Source organism: Pseudomonas sp. MWU318 (assembly GCF_016756945.1).
In the GTDB taxonomy this organism is placed as follows: domain Bacteria; phylum Pseudomonadota; class Gammaproteobacteria; order Pseudomonadales; family Pseudomonadaceae; genus Aquipseudomonas; species Aquipseudomonas putida_A.
Genome location: NZ_JAESJL010000008.1, coordinates 308,240 through 324,276, shown reverse-complemented (window position 1 = coordinate 324,276; position 16,037 = coordinate 308,240). Strand labels below are relative to the sequence as shown.

Below are 16,037 nucleotides of genomic sequence, written 5' to 3'. Positions count from 1 at the left end.
TCGCAGGAAAGTGCTGCGCTCGTCGGATTTGACGGAACCAGCGTTCCAACCGTCGCCGGGACTGCCATTGGGGAAAATCCTTCTGAAGTGACCACTCGGTTTTTGGTATGGTGCAGCTCGTTTTTTAACGGACTGATGTCATGCCCACGGATCGGCACTCAATTTATGTCAAAGAGCTGCTGTAGAAATGCCTGAGCCCATCCCGATCAAGGATCACGAAAAAGAGACGCGTCTGGTCAACAAGCGGTTGATCGCCTGCGCTCTGTTCGTCTTTGCTATCAGCTGCGCGTTGGTGGTACGTCTGTACATCCTCCAAGTGGTTGAATATGACTACCACTCGACCATCTCTGAAAATAACCGCGTCCACGTCTTGCCGATCCCGCCGACAAGAGGCCTGATCTACGACCGCAACGGTGTGCTGCTCGCGGATAACCGCCCCAGTTACAACTTGGTCATCACCCGCGAACGCGCTACTGACGTAAATCAGGAGTTGGACGAGGTGATCAATCTCCTGCACCTGCCCGCAGAGGATCGCACGGTTTTCGATAAGGCCATGAAGCAGTCCCGTCACCCATTTACCCCCGTGACGTTGTTCTATGAGCTGACCGAAGAGCAGATCGCCGTATTAGCGGTCAACGAATTCCGTTTGCCGGGCCTGGATGTGGAGCCGCAGTTTGTCCGTCATTACCCGCTGGGTCCGCACTTCGCGCATTCGATCGGCTACGTTGGCCGGATCAATGAAAAAGAGTCCAAGACCCTCGATTCGGTAGAGTACCGCGGCACGCAGTCCATCGGAAAAACCGGTATCGAACGCTTCTACGAAGCGCAACTGCACGGTCACGTTGGCTATGAAGAAGTTGAGACCAACGCCCAGGGCCGAGTATTGCGGGTGCTCAAGCACACCGATCCGGTGCCTGGCAAAAACATCGTTCTAAGCCTCGACGTCAAACTGCAGGAGGCTGCCGAAGCCGCACTGGGCGATCGTCGTGGCTCGGTGGTGGCTCTCGACCCGTCCACTGGTGAAGTGCTGGCCATGGTCAGCAATCCGAGCTTCGACCCGAACCTGTTCGTAACGGGCATCAGTTCCAAGGAATACTCGGCACTACGCGATTCCATCGACCGGCCGCTGTTCAACCGTGTGCTGCGCGGCCTGTACGCGCCAGGCTCGACCATCAAACCAGAAGTGGCGATTGCCGGCCTCGATACCGGAGTCGTGACGCCGCAGACCCGCGTCTTTGACCCAGGCTACTACCAACTCCCGGATTTCGATCACAAGTACCGCAACTGGAACCACAGTGGCGATGGCTGGGTGGACATGGACGCGGCAATCATGCGCTCCAACGACACCTACTTCTACGACCTGGCACACAAGCTCGGCATCGATCGCCTGCACGACTACATGGCGATGTTCGGCCTCGGCGAAAAAGTCTCGCTGGACATGTTCGAAGAGTCGCCCGGTTTGATGCCGTCTCAGGCCTGGAAACGCGCCACGCGCCGTCAGGCCTGGTTCCCGGGGGAAACGGTGATCCTCGGGATTGGGCAGGGCTACATGCAGGTTACGCCGCTACAACTGGCTCAGGCCACCGCACTGATCGCCAACAAGGGCGTATGGAATCGTCCGCACCTGGCGAAGACAGTCGATGGCGTGGCGCCGATCGACGAGCATCCGATGCCGAATATCCTGCTGAAGAACCCGCGCGACTGGGATCAGGTCAACCACGGCATGCAGATGGTGATGCACGATGCCCGGGGTATCGCGCGCGCTGCAGCGGCCGGTGCGCAATACCGCATTGCCGGTAAGAGCGGTACTGCGCAAGTGGTGGCGATCAAGCAGGGTGAGCGTTACAACCGTGAGAAAACCCTTGAACGGCATCGCGACAATGCCTTGTTTGTCGGCTTCGCTCCAGCAGAGCACCCGAAAATCGCCATCTCGGTGATGATCGAAAACGGTGAGGCCGGTGGTCGAGTGGCCGGCCCTGTCGTGCGGCAGATCATGGACGCCTGGTTACTGGATCAGGACGGCCACCTCAAGCCGCAATACGCGGCGCCCGCCAAGCCGCCGGGTGATCCGCACGTGTAACCTGGATCAGCTTCACAGCGCCGGCTCACATCGGCTGCGCTGTGAAGCTGTCGAGACAGACGTTTGGGCAACTGACTATTTGCAGCTGTAACCCTCGGGCATCGTGACGCTGTAGTTGCGTTGCAGGCGGTCCTGAAAATTCAGGTTCTGCAGGCCTTGCTCGACCAGAAATGCTTCGACCTTGGCAGCCAGACAGTCCTCGTTATAGGACGATGCCCGCAGCAGATACACCGTGCGTTTACTCGTCTCATCCCGGGCGGTGGCAATGAAAGTACTCAGGGTGGTGTAGCCGATTCGCTCTGAAGTGCCCACCGGACCATAGGTTGTGCTGGGTTTACTGGTGCAGGTCAGTCGGTCATCTTTCTTCTTGGTGTTCTTGCACACGGTCGTCGTGCTGGTTGGCACTTGTCCATAGTCGGTGGCGGTGTAGCGGTAAGACACTTGCCGGCTGCCGATATCGAGACTGATGGTCATTTTGATCGGTGCATGACTCCTGGGCAGGCTGGCGTCGGTATAGACCTCCTGGAAGCCCCTGTCTTTCAGTGCGTTGACCATGTCGCGAAGATAGTAGCGGGCATTCAGTGCGTTCTCATCGGCGCTGTTGGTCGAGGTCACCAGTACGGTTGCCTTTCGGTCAAACTGATAGTCCGGATCAGGTATTGCATTGAGTGCTACGTCTAGTTTTGTAGCGCAGCCGCTGAGTGACGCTGTCAGCAATAACAGCGCGCATAACAAATAACGGGACATGACAAAGCCGCCTTGAAACTAAGGAATGAATAAGAGTTAAACGATTAGGACTTGCGATAAACAACTCGCCGTCAGAGGAAAGTCTCAGTCTTTCTGGTATTCCAGCAGATCGCCCGGTTGGCAATCGAGCGCAGCGCAGAGCTTGTCCAGAGTTGCCATCTTCACGCCTTTGACTTTGCCGTTTTTCAGCAATGACAGATTGGCCTCGGTGATCCCGAGCAGGGCGGCTAACTCTTTCGAGCGAATTTTTTGCGTGGCCATGACAACGTCAAGGCGGACGATAATGGTCATTATGTTGTTCTATATGTATTGACTTTGCTCATCGCTGAGTACTTTTGCATCGCGCATGATAATTGAAAACGAACAGAGCAATACGCCTTTGATTATCTCGTAGGCAGAAGAGGAAGACAGGCCGATCGAGAACTGAAAAATGCGATCCCCCGGCGGCAGATCGATCGACAAAGCCAGACCTTGCAAAGTCTCTACCAGCGGGTAAGCCGCCGGAGAAACGATGCACAGCACCCCCACTCGCCACAGGACTCCGATATTGCGATCGGTCCAGGTTTCGCCGCGTGACAAGCGCAAGAAAAACAATCCGGTCAGCCATAACGCGTAAGCCGACAGGACAACGGGCAGGAAATCCAGAAAAACGATCAGCGCAGTGACCGTTGACGATAGCCAGGTGTCGGGATCAAGCAGCGCGCCTTCGACAAACGGGTCAAGCAATTGCGGCGAGCCTTCTGCAAAGGCATTGAGCAGGCCCGCCAGCATTTCATCCTTTTTGAAGAACCAGATCGTCGCGTTGCCGCCTACCTCCGTCACACCCAGAACCCAGACGAGAAACGCTGCCAGCAGCCCGATCCAATGCATGCGCTGCGGCGCCAATCCGTTGATGTGAGTACTCATGAAAATTCCTGGTTGTTACAATTTGGTAGCGAATTTTCGATTAAAAATTATCTAATTACAATAATTAATTTTGATTCGTTTGCCGCGGCATCTTCTTCTGCCGCGGCTTCGACCAATTATTTGTAATGGTCCGGGGAGTCGACTCGCTGGCGATTGCGCCGAAGGCGCTCCAAGAGTGAAATCAACAAATCTATCGGCAAGACCGAAACTCCTACAAAATCAGGCCCCGGGTACCGGGCAACTCATGTCTCCCTCCTGACACTTCAAATATTGCTTCAGCGCCTCGACCCGCACCTTGGTCACCCCGGTCAGGCAATTGCTGTAGATCAATGGATAAACACTCCCGCCTTCGACCCCGGATGCGGAAAACTTGCACTCGGCATCGCGAAACCCGATCCATGCTCGCTGCGCACCCACCAGCAGCTTCTTGCTGTCAGGGTTGTCCTTCAAACGACCGGTAATCTGCTGATACACCGTATTCAGTTCCTTGTCCGCCGCCTTGAATTCCTGCCCGGCACACTGGTTCATGGTGGCCTGATCGCTGGCATTGGCGCAGTCGACGCTCGCGTGGGCGAGGGGGGTGAACAGAAAGGGGGTCAGGGCCAGAAGCAGGTGTGGGGACATGGGGGAATCTCACTGTGTCGGATGAAAGTGCAGTTTAGCGACTCTGGGGCTTCTATTCAGGCACGCGTAGCCGGGATGCTTCGAGCAGGCGATCTGCGGTGGCCGCAATCTCCTCGCCGTCATGGAGCATTTCCAGCCAGTGGGCAGGAATCGCCCGAACGCCGTAATAGGCGCCGGCCATTTGTCCCACGATAGCGGCCGTGGTGTCGGCGTCATCGCCCAGGTTGGCCGCTTGCAGAATCGCTGCGGCGAAACTGTCGGTGTGATGAAAACACCACAGCGCCGCTTCCAGGGACTCGACGCTGTAGCCGCTGCCACGGATTTCGTCCGCCGACTTTATGAGGTAATCACCTCGGGCCATGGCTGCGACTTTTGCTTGAACGAAGGTTGAGCCTGACAGTTTGCGCAATTCTGACTTGGACGCGCCAAGCAAGGCTTTGTTGATCACCTCGGCAAACAACTGACAGCATTCGATGACCTCGGGAGCCGCGTGGGTTGTCCGAGAACTGTCGCTGGCGAATTGGCGGATCTGCCGGGCATCAGGGAAGTAAAACAGCACCACGGGTGCCAGACGCATCAGCGAGCCGTTACCGGCGGTAAACGGGTCGGTTGATCCCGCAAAGGGCTGACCGGTTTGCAGATACTGCGACAGCGCCTGGCTGACTGTCAGGCCGATATCGAAACACTCACCTGTGGAGCTGAGATAGCCCCATTTCCACCAGTTGAGATAGCGTCCCATCTGGTCTGCTGCATCGAATGTGTTTTTGCTCAGAAGACTTTCTGCCAGGCACAGCGCCATCGAGGTGTCATCCGTCCATTGCCCTGGCTTCAAGTGGAAGGGACCGCCACCGACCATGTCCGTCAGCGGCTGGAATGAGCCTCGTGGCTTGAACTCCACCGTGGTGCCAACGGCGTCGCCGCAAGCAAGGCCAAGCAGGGCGCCGCGATAACGTTCGGATAGAGAAGGCTGCATGCTTCGTCCTTGTCTGTGTCCATTTCGCAGGAAAAGGTAACAGGTTCATCGGATGGGGGCGCTCAATTCAACGATCGAAAATGCCGCCGAATGTTTCTCTCGTGCTGCACAGGTGCATGCCTTTGATACAACTTCAGGTTGGACATGTGGTCATACAAGCCTACTGTTCAGAACAGGAGGTGACTTATGAAACCGGTACCCAATAGTTTCGAACGAAAAATCACGCTGAAGGCGCCGCGATCTCATGTCTGGCGCGCATTGGTTGATGCCGAGGCATTTGGCCAATGGTTTGGTGTGGCGCTGGAGGGCAGGCGATTTGTCGCCGGAGAATGGACGCAGGGGCAGGTCACCTATCCCGGTTATGAACACGTTTTGTGGAACGTTTTGGTCGAGCGGGTCGAGCCGCAGCAGTTGTTTTCGTTTCGCTGGCACCCGTACGCGGTCAACCCGAAGATCGACTATTCCCAGGAGCCGACGACGCTGGTCAAGTTCGAACTGCAGGATTATGAGGCCGGCACTCTGCTCAAAGTGTCCGAATCCGGATTTGCGCATATTCCCGACGTGCGGCAGAAGGAGGCCTATTACATGGATAGCCGAGGCTGGGAGGAACAGTTGAGTCGACTTGAACAGTTTCTCGCCGAAAGCGCCAAGGCTCGGGAAAGTGAAGGTGGCTGATACGTCTAAGGGTTTTCGGAAGGGCTTCTATGGCGAATGTCTTACACGCGTTGGTAGCTTTTGCGACTATTGCCGATTGGATCCACGGCGTAATCTACACCCATCAACTGAGACACAGGGAGTGTTTCAGGATCACGGATGATCGACCATAGCAAGGATTGCTGCCGACAGGGAGTCGATAATGGTCTTGGGAAAAACCCGCTTCGGCGGGTTTTTTTTCGCCTGTACAAAAGCGCTGAAGGCTTGTGTCGAGCACCTGTAGCGAGGGGATTTATCCCCGATGGGTAGCGAAGCGACCCCAAAAAGGGCCTGCTGCGCAGTCCATCGGGGATGAATCCCCTCACCACAGGAATCAAGCAATCAAGAGGCGATCAGCTGGCGCAGAACGTAGTGCAGAATCCCGCCGGACTTGAAGTACTCCACCTCATTCAACGTATCAATGCGGCACAGCACCTCGATTTTCTCCTGGCGCCCGTCTTCACGGGTGATCACCAGCGTCAGGTTCATGCGCGGCGTCAGCTCGACACCGGTCAGGCCCTGAATATCCAGGGTTTCCTTGCCGGTGAGGTTCAGGCTCTTGCGGTTCTGATCGAGCTTGAACTGCAGCGGCAACACGCCCATGCCCACCAGGTTGGAACGGTGGATACGCTCGAAGCTTTCAGCGATCACCGCTTTGACCCCCAGCAGGTTGGTGCCTTTGGCCGCCCAGTCACGGCTGGAGCCGGTGCCGTATTCCTGACCGGCGATCACCACCAGTGGCGTGCCCGATGCCTGATAACGCATGGCGGCATCGTAAATCGGCATTTTCTCGCCGCTCGGGATGTAGATCGTGTTGCCACCTTCTTCGCCGCCGAGCATCTCGTTACGAATGCGGATGTTGGCGAATGTGCCGCGCATCATCACTTCGTGGTTGCCACGCCGTGAGCCATAGGAGTTGAAGTCCCGCGGCTCCACGCCTTTTTCGCGCAGATAGCGCCCGGCCGGACTGTCAGCCTTGATGTTGCCGGCAGGGGAGATGTGGTCAGTGGTTACTGAATCGCCCAACAGCGCCAGAACCCGCGCACCCTTGACGTCGGTGATCACTGGCAACGGGCCGGAAATGTCGTCGAAGAACGGTGGATGCTGGATGTAGGTCGAATCTTCCTGCCACACATAGGTGGCGGCTTGCGGCACCTGGATCGCTTGCCATTGCTCGTCGCCGGCAAACACTTCGGCGTATTCCTTGTGGAACATCGCGGTGTTCACCTGATTCACCGCCTCGGCGATTTCCTTGCTGCTCGGCCAGATGTCGCGCAGGTACACCGGATTGCCTTGCTGGTCGTTGCCCAGCGGTTCAGTGCTGATGTCTGTACGCACGCTGCCGGCCAGGGCGTAGGCGACCACCAGCGGCGGCGAGGCCAGCCAGTTGGTTTTCACCAGTGGGTGCACGCGGCCTTCGAAGTTGCGGTTGCCGGAGAGCACCGACGCCACAGTGAGGTCAGCTTTCTGAATGGCCTTCTCGATCGGCTCCGGTAATGGCCCGGAGTTGCCGATGCAGGTAGTGCAGCCATAGCCGACCAGCGAAAATCCAAGTTGATCGAGATATTGCGTCAGGCCGGCAGCCTTGTAGTAGTCGGTGACCACTTTCGAGCCGGGTGCCAGCGAACTCTTGACCCATGGCTTGCGGGTCAGGCCTTTCTCCACGGCTTTTTTCGCCAGCAGACCGGCCGCCATCATCACGCTCGGGTTCGAGGTGTTGGTGCAGGAGGTGATCGCGGCGATCACCACCGCGCCGTTTTTCAGGCGATAGGTGTGGCCTTCGTATTCGTACTCGGTTTCGCCGACCAGATCGGCGTTACCCACGGCCACGCCACCGCCGCCCTCGCTTTCCAGACGGCCTTCTTCCTTGCTGGTGGGCTTGAATTGCAGGTCCATGAAATCACTGAAGGCCTGCGCCACATTCGGCAGCGAAACCCGATCCTGCGGGCGCTTTGGCCCGGCCAGGCTGGCTTCGACGCTGCCCATGTCCAGCGCCAGGCTGTCGGTAAACACCGGTTCCTGGCCGGGCAGGCGCCACAGGCCCTGAGCCTTGGTGTAGGCCTCGACCAGTTTCACCACTTCGGCAGGGCGACCAGACAGGCGCAGGTATTCGAGGGTTACGTCATCGACCGGGAAGAAGCCGCAGGTCGCGCCATATTCCGGGGCCATGTTGGCGATGGTCGCGCGGTCGGCCAGTGGCAGGTCGGCGAGACCGTCGCCGTAGAATTCGACGAATTTGCCGACCACCCCTTTTTTGCGCAGCATCTGCGTGACGGTCAGCACCAGGTCGGTGGCGGTGATGCCTTCCTTGAGCTTTCCGGTGAGTTTGAAACCGATCACTTCCGGAATCAGCATCGACACCGGTTGGCCGAGCATCGCCGCTTCCGCCTCGATCCCGCCAACGCCCCAGCCGAGTACGCCAAGGCCGTTGATCATGGTGGTATGGGAGTCGGTGCCGACCAGGGTGTCGGGGAAGGCGTAGGTGCGGCCGTCCTCATCCTTGGTCCATACCGTGCGCCCGAGGTATTCGAGGTTGACCTGGTGGCAGATCCCGGTGCCCGGCGGCACTACGCTGAAGTTGTCGAAGGCGCTCTGACCCCAGCGCAGGAACGCGTAGCGCTCGCCGTTGCGCTGCATCTCGATGTCGACGTTCTGTTCGAAGGCGCTCGGGGTAGCGAATTTGTCGACCATCACCGAGTGGTCGATCACCAGATCCACCGGCGACAGCGGGTTGATTCGCTGTGGATCACCGCCGGCCTTGGCCATCGCCGCGCGCATCGCGGCGAGGTCGACCACGGCGGGTACACCGGTAAAGTCTTGCATCAATACCCGGGCCGGGCGGTACTGGATTTCCCGGTCGGAGCGACGCTCCTTGAGCCAGGCAGCGATGGCCTTGAGGTCGGCGCCGGTGACAGTTTTTTCATCTTCCCAGCGCAGCAGGTTTTCCAGCAGGACTTTCAGCGACATCGGCAACTGGTCGATATTGCCCAGGCTCTTCGCGGCATCCGGCAGGCTGAAATAGTGGTAGGTTTTTTGGTCGATCTGCAGTGTTTTAAGGGACTTCAGACTATCGAGGGACGGCATTACGATCACTCCTTTGAATCCGCACGGCTACGGATTGAGGGGACGGGCAGAGCTATCAACGTAGCCCTGTTTTCAGTAGCTGGCTAATAACTGGACTCTATCGACAAGTCCAAGGTTCCGAACTCGGCTATCATGCGCCGGTTTTCGTGACAGGCTTTGCTTCACCGCAAGGCTTGAGCAGCAGGGGCCGAATGTCCGCCCTCTGCCCAGGAGTAAGAATGAACACCCTATTCATGCATTGCCGGCCAGGCTTCGAAGGCGAAGTCTGTTCGGAGATTTCCGACCTCGCCGCCCAACTCAACGTCGCCGGTTACGCCAAGGCCAAGCCGGCCACCGCGTACGCCGAGTTTGTCTGCACCGAAGCCGACGGTGCCGAGCGCCTGATGCGCGGTCAGCGTTTCGCCGAACTGATTTTCCCGCGGCAATGGGCGCGGGGCGTTTTCATCAATCTGCCGGAAACCGACCGTATCAGCGTGATCCTCGAGCACATGGCGGACTTCCCGGTCTGCGGCAGCCTGTGGCTGGAAGTGGTCGACACCAACGACGGTAAAGAGCTGTCGAACTTCTGCAAGAAATTCGAAGGCCCGCTGCGCAAGGCGCTGACCGGTGCCGGTAAACTGGTCGACGACGCGAGCAAACCGCGTCTGCTGCTGACCTTCAAGAGTGGTCGCGAAGTGTTTCTCGGCATGGCCGACGCCGGCAACTCGGCGATGTGGCCGATGGGCATTCCGCGTCTGAAGTTTCCGCGCGAGGCACCCAGCCGTTCGACGTTGAAACTGGAGGAGGCCTGGCACCACTTCATCCCGCGTGATCAGTGGGACGAGCGCCTGCACAGCGACATGACCGGCGTCGACCTCGGCGCGGCACCGGGCGGCTGGACCTGGCAACTGGTCAACCGCGGCATGCTGGTGACCGCCATCGACAACGGCCCGATGGCTGAAAGCCTGATGGACACCGGTCTGGTGCAACACTTGATGGCCGACGGCTTCACCTTCAAACCCAAGCAGCCGGTGGACTGGATGGTCTGCGATATCGTCGAGAAGCCGGCACGCAATGCGGCGATGCTGGAAGAGTGGATTGGCGACGGCCACTGCCGCGAAGCGGTGGTCAACCTCAAACTGCCGATGAAACAGCGCTATGCCGAAGTGAAGCGCTTGCTCGAACGCATCGCCGATGGCTTCAAGGCGCGTGGGATCAAGGTCGATATTGGCTGCAAGCAGCTGTATCACGACCGCGAGGAAGTGACCTGCCATCTGCGTCGGCATGACATCAAGAAAGCCAAATCCCGCTAACACCGTAGATCCCTGTAGGAGCTGCCGCAGGCTGCGATCTTTTGATCTTAAATCAACGTCAAAAGATCGCAGCCTGCGGCAGCTCCTACAGGGGTGTGGCGTAACACCACAGATGACTGAGCACCCGGCAATGCGCGACAATGCCGGCCAGTTTCAGGAGTGAATCATGAGTGAAATGATCGATACCCCGGTCGACGGCACCCTCGACGCCACCGGTCTCAATTGCCCGGAGCCGGTGATGATGCTGCACCAGCACATTCGTGACCTGGTGCCTGGCGGCCTGCTCAAGGTGATCGCCACCGATCCCTCGACCCGTCGCGACATTCCCAAGTTCTGCGTGTTTCTCGACCACGAACTGGTGGGGCAACACGAAGAGGCCGGTACTTATCTGTACTGGATCCGCAAGAAGTCCACTTGAATTCGGGCAAAAAAAAGACCTGCATGTGCAGGTCTTTTTTTATGGCTGATCAGCCCACCGAACGACTGATCCGAATACGCTTGCGCGCACTGCGGGTCAGGCGGATCGAGAGCATGAATGCCGCGCAGCTCAAACCGACGATCAAACCCTGCCATAAGCCGCTCGGGCCACGCGGTTCGCCGAGCCAGTCGGTCAGGCCGAGGGCGTAACCCACCGGCAGACCGATGCCCCAATAGGCGAACAGGGTCAGGATCATCGTTACCCGGGTGTCCTGATAACCGCGCAGAGCGCCGGCAGCCGTCACCTGGATCGCATCGGAAAACTGAAACAGCGCCGAGTACACAATCAGCATCGCCGCGATGTGGATCACCGTCGGATCCGCCGTGTAGATCGACGCAATCGGCTCGCGCAGCAACAGCATCATGCTCGCCGAAATACAGGCGTAAGCCAGTGCAGTGCCCATGCCGACGCCGGCTGCAAAGCGTGCTTCACGCGGCTCTTCACGGCCCAGTGCCTGGCCGACGCGTACGGTCACCGCCATGCCCAGCGAATACGGAATCATGAACACCAGCGAGCTGACGTTAAGCGCGATCTGATGCCCGGCCACCACGGTGGCGCCGAGACTGCCGATCAGCAGGGCGATCACCGCAAAGATGCTCGACTCGGCAAACACCGCGATGCCAATCGGCAGACCGATCGCCAGCAGACGCTTGATCACCGCCCATTGTGGCCAGTCGAAGCGGCTGAAGATTTCACTTGAACGATAGGCCGGCGCCCAGCGCTCATAACCGGCCAGCCCCAGCGCCATGACCCACATCACGATGGCCGTGGCCCAACCGCAACCCACGCCGCCCATGGCCGGCACGCCGAAGTGGCCATAGATGAAGATGTAGTTCAGCGGAATGTTCAGCGCCAGACCGCACAGCCCCAGCACCATCGCCGGGCGAGTGCGGCCGATGCCGTCACTGGTGCAGCGCAGCACGTGATAGAACGCCACCGCTGGCAGACCGCTGGCAATGCCGTGCAGGTATTGCATGCACGGGCCGATCAGCTCGGGATCGACCTTCATCAGATGCAGCACCGGTTCGGCGGCGACCAGCATCGCTGTCGCGATCAGGCCCACCACCAGCGCCAGCCACAGCGCCTGACGCACGATCGGGCCGATTTCATTGTGGGTGCCAGCGCCAAAACGCTGGGCGACTTTCGGCGTGGTGGCCAGCAGGGTGCCGGTCATCAGCAGAAACACCGGGACCCAGATCGAGTTGCCCAGCGCTACCGCCGCCAGATCTTTCGGCCCGACGCGGCCGGCCATCACCGCATCGACGAAGCCCATCGCGGTAGTCGCCAGTTGCGCGATGATGATCGGCAAGGCCAGGGCGAGCAGGTTCCTGAACTCCAGGCGAATTCGCGCGGGGCGGGTGAGTGAGGCAGCGAGAGGTTGATCAGTAACAGAATTCACAGGCAAAGCGTCCACAGGTGTTGATGCGCAAGGCGCCGCATTCTACGCCGCTGACGTGACAGTCAGGAAAAATCCTCTGTTGCGGATTTGTAATCTGTAGGAGCTGCCGCAGGCTGCGATCTTTTGAACTCGATCTCGAGCTTGAAAAACAAAATCAAAAGATCGCAGCCTGCGGCAGCTCCTACAGTTAAACTGCCGATCCCCTCAAGGAGCCCGCCATGCTGATTGTTGCCGACGAAAATATCCCGCTGCTCGATGCCTTTTTTGCCGGTTTCGGCGAGATCCGCCGGGTGCCGGGCCGTTCCATCGACCGTGCGACGGTCGAGCAGGCCGATGTGCTTCTGGTGCGTTCGGTGACGAACGTAAACCGCGCGTTGCTTGAAGGCAGCAAAGTGCGTTTCGTCGGCACGTGCACCATCGGTACCGATCATCTCGATCTCGATTATTTCAACGAGGCCGGCATCAGCTGGTCCAGTGCACCCGGGTGCAATGCGCGGGGCGTGGTCGATTACGTGCTCGGTAGCCTGATGACTCTGGCGGAAATCGAAGGCGTTGATTTGCCGCACCGTACGTACGGTGTGATCGGCGCCGGTGAAGTTGGCGGGCGGCTGATCAAGGTCCTCAAGGGCCTGGGCTGGAATGTCAAAGTTTGCGATCCGCCGCGTCAGGCAGCCGAGGGCGGCGATTACGTCAGCCTCGAGCAGATCATCGAGCAGTGCGACGTGATCAGCCTGCACACGCCGCTGACGCGCACCGGCGAAGGCGCGACCTGGCACCTGTTCGATGAGCAGCGTTTGCTCCAGCTCAAACCCGGCACCTGGCTGATCAACGCCGCCCGTGGGCCGGTGGTGGATAACGCCGCATTGCGCAAAGTGCTGCTGGAGCGCGAAGACCTGCAAGCGGTGCTCGATGTTTGGGAAGCCGAGCCTGAGGTCGATGTCGCCCTTGCCGAACTCTGCGTGTTGGCCACGCCGCACATTGCCGGCTACAGCCTCGATGGCAAACAGCGCGGGACGGCGCAGATTTATCGGGCCTATTGTGAATTGATCGGTCAGCCGCCGAGCATCCAGCTCAGTGACCTGCTGCCGGCACCCTGGCTGTCAGAAGTGACCCTGCACGCCGACAGCGATCCGGCCTGGGCGCTGGCGATGTTGTGCCGCGGGGTGTACGACCCGCGCCGTGATGACGCGGATTTTCGCCGCAGTCTTGTAGGCAATGTCGCTGAACAGCGTGCGGCATTCGATGTGTTGCGCAAGCAATATCCGGTACGACGCGAGATCGAGGGGCTGAAGGTGCGGATCGACGGGGATTCGCCGCAGTTGCAAAAGATTGTGGCGGCGCTGGGGGCAGTGGCTGTCTGAAAATCCTGTAGGAGCTGCCGAAGGCTGCGATTTTTTGATCTTGCCTCTGAGAAACAAAATCAAAGGATCGCAGCCTTCGGCAGCTCCTACACAGGAGAGAACGGCAGGCAGAAAAAACCCGGCCAAACAGGGGCCGGGTCAGGAAGACGGTGGCTATATCACTTTTGTTCGGCAGGCTTGACCAATCGCTTCTCCAGTTCGCGGCAAGCGTCCTGGATCATGTCTTCAGTGATCGGTACTTCTCGCCCATCCTTGTCGATAATCGAGCATCCCAGAGGTTGGCCGGGCTTGGTGCGGATCACTTGAATCTTGTCATCGCTGCTGTGTTGCAAGGACATGGCCTGTCTCCTCATCAGGTTGTGCACGTAGATTAAAACCGCCACGTGACCAGGCTGTGACAACACCCTTGGGTCTGTCAAAAGCGGCATCTCCACTCCACCAGAAATGACCGCTCGTCTCAACCGGGACATTAGACCAATAGCAACTATGGCCTAGTCTTTGGGGGCATATTTAACCTGACTCATTGTGATTTACAGAGTTCCGCCCCATAGAAGGTTTAGGCTAGCCCTTTCACCAATAGGGATGTGTACCTGAATGATCTCGAAGCTTTCTTCCCGGCACCGTCGAGCTCTGAGCCTGACCAGCCGATTTCTGGCGCCTTACCGTTGGCAAGTCGGCGCTGCGCTGTTGGCGCTGATCGTCACCGCAGCCGTCACTTTGTCGATGGGGCAGGGGATCAAATTGCTGGTCGATCGGGGCTTCATGACGCAGTCGCCGCACCAACTGAATCAGAGCATCGGCATCTTCATGCTGATGGTGCTGGGCCTGGCAGTCGGCACGTTCGCGCGTTTTTACTGGGTGTCGTGGATCGGCGAGCGTTGTGTAGCGGACATCCGGCGCGAGGTGTTCAATCATCTGGTTTATCTGCACCCCGGCTTCTACGAGAACAATCGCAGCTCGGAAATCCAGTCGCGGCTGACCGCCGACACCACGTTGTTGCAATCGGTGATCGGCTCGTCACTGTCGATGTTTTTGCGCAACCTGTTGATGGTGATCGGCGGGGTGGTCCTGCTGTTTATTACCAACCCGAAACTCACCAGCATCGTGGTGATTGCCTTGCCGTTCGTGGTCGCGCCGATTCTGATTTTCGGTCGGCGTGTGCGCAATCTGTCGCGGTTGAGCCAGGATCGGGTCGCCGACATCGGCAGCTATGTTTCCGAGACCCTTGGCCAGATCAAGACCGTGCAGGCCTACAACCATCAGGTGCAGGACGAGAGGCGTTTCGCCACGACGGTCGAGGATGCATTCGACACGGCGCGCAAGCGCATCTTTCAACGCTCGTGGATGATCACCGTAGTGATCGTGCTGGTGCTCGGCGCGGTGGCGGTGATGTTGTGGGTCGGTGGCATGGACGTGATTGCCGGGCGCATCACCGGTGGCGAACTGGCGGCTTTCGTCTTCTATAGCCTGATTGTTGGCAGTGCGATCGGCACGTTGAGCGAAGTCATCGGCGAGTTGCAGCGTGCGGCGGGTGCCGCTGAGCGCATCGCCGAACTGCTCAGTTCGCAGAACATCATCCAGCCGCCGCCCCTCGGGCTGGTGACGTTGCCAGACCGGATCAAGGGCGAACTGCAATTGCAGAATGTGCACTTTTCCTACCCGTCGCGTCCGGACAGCTACGCCGTCAACGGCTTGAGCCTGACCATCAGGGCCGGCGAGACATTGGCCCTTGTCGGGCCATCCGGGGCCGGCAAGTCCACGGTGTATGACCTGCTGTTGCGCTTCTACGACCCGATTGAAGGGCGGATTCTGATCGACGGCGTGCCCCTGACCAGCCTCGACCCGCTGGACCTGCGGCGCAATTTCGCTCTGGTCTCGCAATCGCCTGCGCTGTTTTTCGGCAGCGTCGAAGAGAATATTCGTTACGGCAATGCTGGCGCGACACTGGAGCAGGTCAAGGAAGCGGCAAGAATTGCCCACGCCCATGACTTCATCGAGAAGATGCCCAACGGCTATCAGACGCACTTGGGGGACGCCGGCCTTGGCCTTTCCGGCGGCCAGCGTCAACGCCTGGCGATCGCCCGCGCGCTGCTGGTGGATGCACCAATTCTGCTGCTGGACGAAGCTACCAGCGCCCTCGATGCCCAGAGCGAGCACTTGATCCAGGAAGCCTTGCCCAGCCTGATGCAAAACCGCACCACACTGGTAATCGCGCATCGCCTGGCCACTGTGAAAAACGCCGACCGGATCGCGGTGATGGATCAGGGTAGCCTGGTGGCCATCGGTACCCATCAGGAGCTGATCGTGAGCAATCCGCTGTATGCGCGGCTGGCGGCGCTGCAGTTCAATGATGGGCATGCGGTGGCGGTGTAGAAACTGCCGCAGATCTTTGCTGCCGGC

Annotated in this window: 14 protein-coding genes; 6 read left to right on the top strand and 8 right to left on the bottom strand. The window is 58.9% G+C overall.

Annotated features, from left to right (window positions below; genetic code table 11):
* Window positions 1-187: 187 nt before the first annotated feature.
* The gene (mrdA, locus tag JN524_RS20265) at window positions 188-2,080 is read left to right on the top strand and encodes a penicillin-binding protein 2 (RefSeq protein ID WP_202370485.1); all 1,893 of its coding nucleotides are present in this window, start codon (window positions 188-190) and stop codon (window positions 2,078-2,080) included.
* Window positions 2,081-2,155: 75 nt separating this feature from the next.
* On the opposite strand, the gene JN524_RS20260 is transcribed toward mrdA, so the two are convergent.
* The 5 genes from JN524_RS20260 to JN524_RS20240 form a co-directional block, all read right to left on the bottom strand.
* Entirely contained in the window at window positions 2,156-2,827 is a 672-nt protein-coding gene (locus JN524_RS20260; RefSeq protein WP_202370484.1) for a hypothetical protein, read from the bottom strand.
* A gap of 84 nt (window positions 2,828-2,911) precedes the next feature.
* Window positions 2,912-3,118, bottom strand: a complete 207-nt coding sequence (locus JN524_RS20255) for a helix-turn-helix domain-containing protein (protein WP_003226632.1) — start codon at window positions 3,116-3,118, stop codon at window positions 2,912-2,914.
* Window positions 3,119-3,127: 9 nt separating this feature from the next.
* Window positions 3,128-3,733 carry a hypothetical protein gene (locus JN524_RS20250; protein ID WP_202370483.1) on the bottom strand — a complete coding sequence of 202 codons (606 nt, stop codon included), beginning with the start codon at window positions 3,731-3,733 and terminating at the stop codon, window positions 3,128-3,130.
* Window positions 3,734-3,952: 219 nt separating this feature from the next.
* Entirely contained in the window at window positions 3,953-4,357 is a 405-nt protein-coding gene (locus JN524_RS20245) for a lysozyme inhibitor LprI family protein (protein WP_202370482.1), read from the bottom strand.
* Between the two features lie 52 nt (window positions 4,358-4,409).
* Window positions 4,410-5,330 (bottom strand): ADP-ribosylglycohydrolase family protein, encoded by a 921-nt coding sequence (locus JN524_RS20240; RefSeq protein WP_202370481.1) that lies wholly within the window; start codon window positions 5,328-5,330, stop codon window positions 4,410-4,412.
* A 186-nt stretch (window positions 5,331-5,516) separates the two neighbouring features.
* On the opposite strand from JN524_RS20240, the gene JN524_RS20235 reads away from it, so the two are divergent.
* Window positions 5,517-6,005 (top strand): SRPBCC family protein, encoded by a 489-nt coding sequence (locus JN524_RS20235; RefSeq protein WP_202370480.1) that lies wholly within the window; start codon window positions 5,517-5,519, stop codon window positions 6,003-6,005.
* 360 nt (window positions 6,006-6,365) lie between these two features.
* Here the strand turns inward: JN524_RS20235 and acnA are convergent, their stop codons facing one another.
* Window positions 6,366-9,107 carry an aconitate hydratase AcnA gene (gene acnA, locus JN524_RS20230; RefSeq protein ID WP_202370479.1) on the bottom strand — a complete coding sequence of 914 codons (2,742 nt, stop codon included), beginning with the start codon at window positions 9,105-9,107 and terminating at the stop codon, window positions 6,366-6,368.
* Window positions 9,108-9,325: 218 nt separating this feature from the next.
* Here acnA and rlmM point away from each other — a divergent pair, with 218 nt between their 5' ends.
* Window positions 9,326-10,399 carry a 23S rRNA (cytidine(2498)-2'-O)-methyltransferase RlmM gene (rlmM, locus tag JN524_RS20225; protein WP_202370478.1) on the top strand — a complete coding sequence of 358 codons (1,074 nt, stop codon included), beginning with the start codon at window positions 9,326-9,328 and terminating at the stop codon, window positions 10,397-10,399.
* Window positions 10,400-10,565: 166 nt separating this feature from the next.
* Window positions 10,566-10,817 carry a sulfurtransferase TusA gene (gene tusA, locus JN524_RS20220; RefSeq protein ID WP_202370477.1) on the top strand — a complete coding sequence of 84 codons (252 nt, stop codon included), beginning with the start codon at window positions 10,566-10,568 and terminating at the stop codon, window positions 10,815-10,817.
* 49 nt (window positions 10,818-10,866) lie between these two features.
* On the opposite strand, the gene JN524_RS20215 is transcribed toward tusA, so the two are convergent.
* On the bottom strand, window positions 10,867-12,276 hold the full coding sequence (locus tag JN524_RS20215; protein ID WP_202370476.1) for an MATE family efflux transporter: 1,410 nt from the start codon (window positions 12,274-12,276) through the stop codon (window positions 10,867-10,869).
* Between the two features lie 218 nt (window positions 12,277-12,494).
* Here JN524_RS20215 and pdxB point away from each other — a divergent pair, with 218 nt between their 5' ends.
* Window positions 12,495-13,637, top strand: a complete 1,143-nt coding sequence (pdxB, locus tag JN524_RS20210) for a 4-phosphoerythronate dehydrogenase PdxB (protein ID WP_202370475.1) — start codon at window positions 12,495-12,497, stop codon at window positions 13,635-13,637.
* Window positions 13,638-13,795: 158 nt separating this feature from the next.
* Here the strand turns inward: pdxB and JN524_RS20205 are convergent, their stop codons facing one another.
* Window positions 13,796-13,975, bottom strand: a complete 180-nt coding sequence (locus JN524_RS20205) for a PA1571 family protein (protein WP_027611439.1) — start codon at window positions 13,973-13,975, stop codon at window positions 13,796-13,798.
* 256 nt (window positions 13,976-14,231) lie between these two features.
* Here JN524_RS20205 and JN524_RS20200 point away from each other — a divergent pair, with 256 nt between their 5' ends.
* Window positions 14,232-16,010 carry an ABC transporter transmembrane domain-containing protein gene (locus tag JN524_RS20200; protein WP_202370474.1) on the top strand — a complete coding sequence of 593 codons (1,779 nt, stop codon included), beginning with the start codon at window positions 14,232-14,234 and terminating at the stop codon, window positions 16,008-16,010.
* Window positions 16,011-16,037: the final 27 nt, after the last annotated feature.

What these genes read in the sequence shown, in the direction of transcription:
- JN524_RS20240 (WP_202370481.1), bottom strand. Translation starts at nt 5,330, where the DNA reads ATGCAGCCTTCTCTATCCGAACGTTATCGCGGCGCCCTGCTTGGCCTT.
- JN524_RS20245 (WP_202370482.1), bottom strand. Translation starts at nt 4,357, where the DNA reads ATGTCCCCACACCTGCTTCTGGCCCTGACCCCCTTTCTGTTCACCCCC.
- mrdA (WP_202370485.1), top strand. Translation starts at nt 188, where the DNA reads ATGCCTGAGCCCATCCCGATCAAGGATCACGAAAAAGAGACGCGTCTG.
- JN524_RS20200 (WP_202370474.1), top strand. Translation starts at nt 14,232, where the DNA reads ATGATCTCGAAGCTTTCTTCCCGGCACCGTCGAGCTCTGAGCCTGACC.
- JN524_RS20235 (WP_202370480.1), top strand. Translation starts at nt 5,517, where the DNA reads ATGAAACCGGTACCCAATAGTTTCGAACGAAAAATCACGCTGAAGGCG.
- acnA (WP_202370479.1), bottom strand. Translation starts at nt 9,107, where the DNA reads ATGCCGTCCCTCGATAGTCTGAAGTCCCTTAAAACACTGCAGATCGAC.
- pdxB (WP_202370475.1), top strand. Translation starts at nt 12,495, where the DNA reads ATGCTGATTGTTGCCGACGAAAATATCCCGCTGCTCGATGCCTTTTTT.
- JN524_RS20260 (WP_202370484.1), bottom strand. Translation starts at nt 2,827, where the DNA reads ATGTCCCGTTATTTGTTATGCGCGCTGTTATTGCTGACAGCGTCACTC.
- JN524_RS20250 (WP_202370483.1), bottom strand. Translation starts at nt 3,733, where the DNA reads ATGAGTACTCACATCAACGGATTGGCGCCGCAGCGCATGCATTGGATC.
- JN524_RS20255 (WP_003226632.1), bottom strand. Translation starts at nt 3,118, where the DNA reads ATGACCATTATCGTCCGCCTTGACGTTGTCATGGCCACGCAAAAAATT.
- rlmM (WP_202370478.1), top strand. Translation starts at nt 9,326, where the DNA reads ATGAACACCCTATTCATGCATTGCCGGCCAGGCTTCGAAGGCGAAGTC.
- JN524_RS20205 (WP_027611439.1), bottom strand. Translation starts at nt 13,975, where the DNA reads ATGTCCTTGCAACACAGCAGCGATGACAAGATTCAAGTGATCCGCACC.
- tusA (WP_202370477.1), top strand. Translation starts at nt 10,566, where the DNA reads ATGAGTGAAATGATCGATACCCCGGTCGACGGCACCCTCGACGCCACC.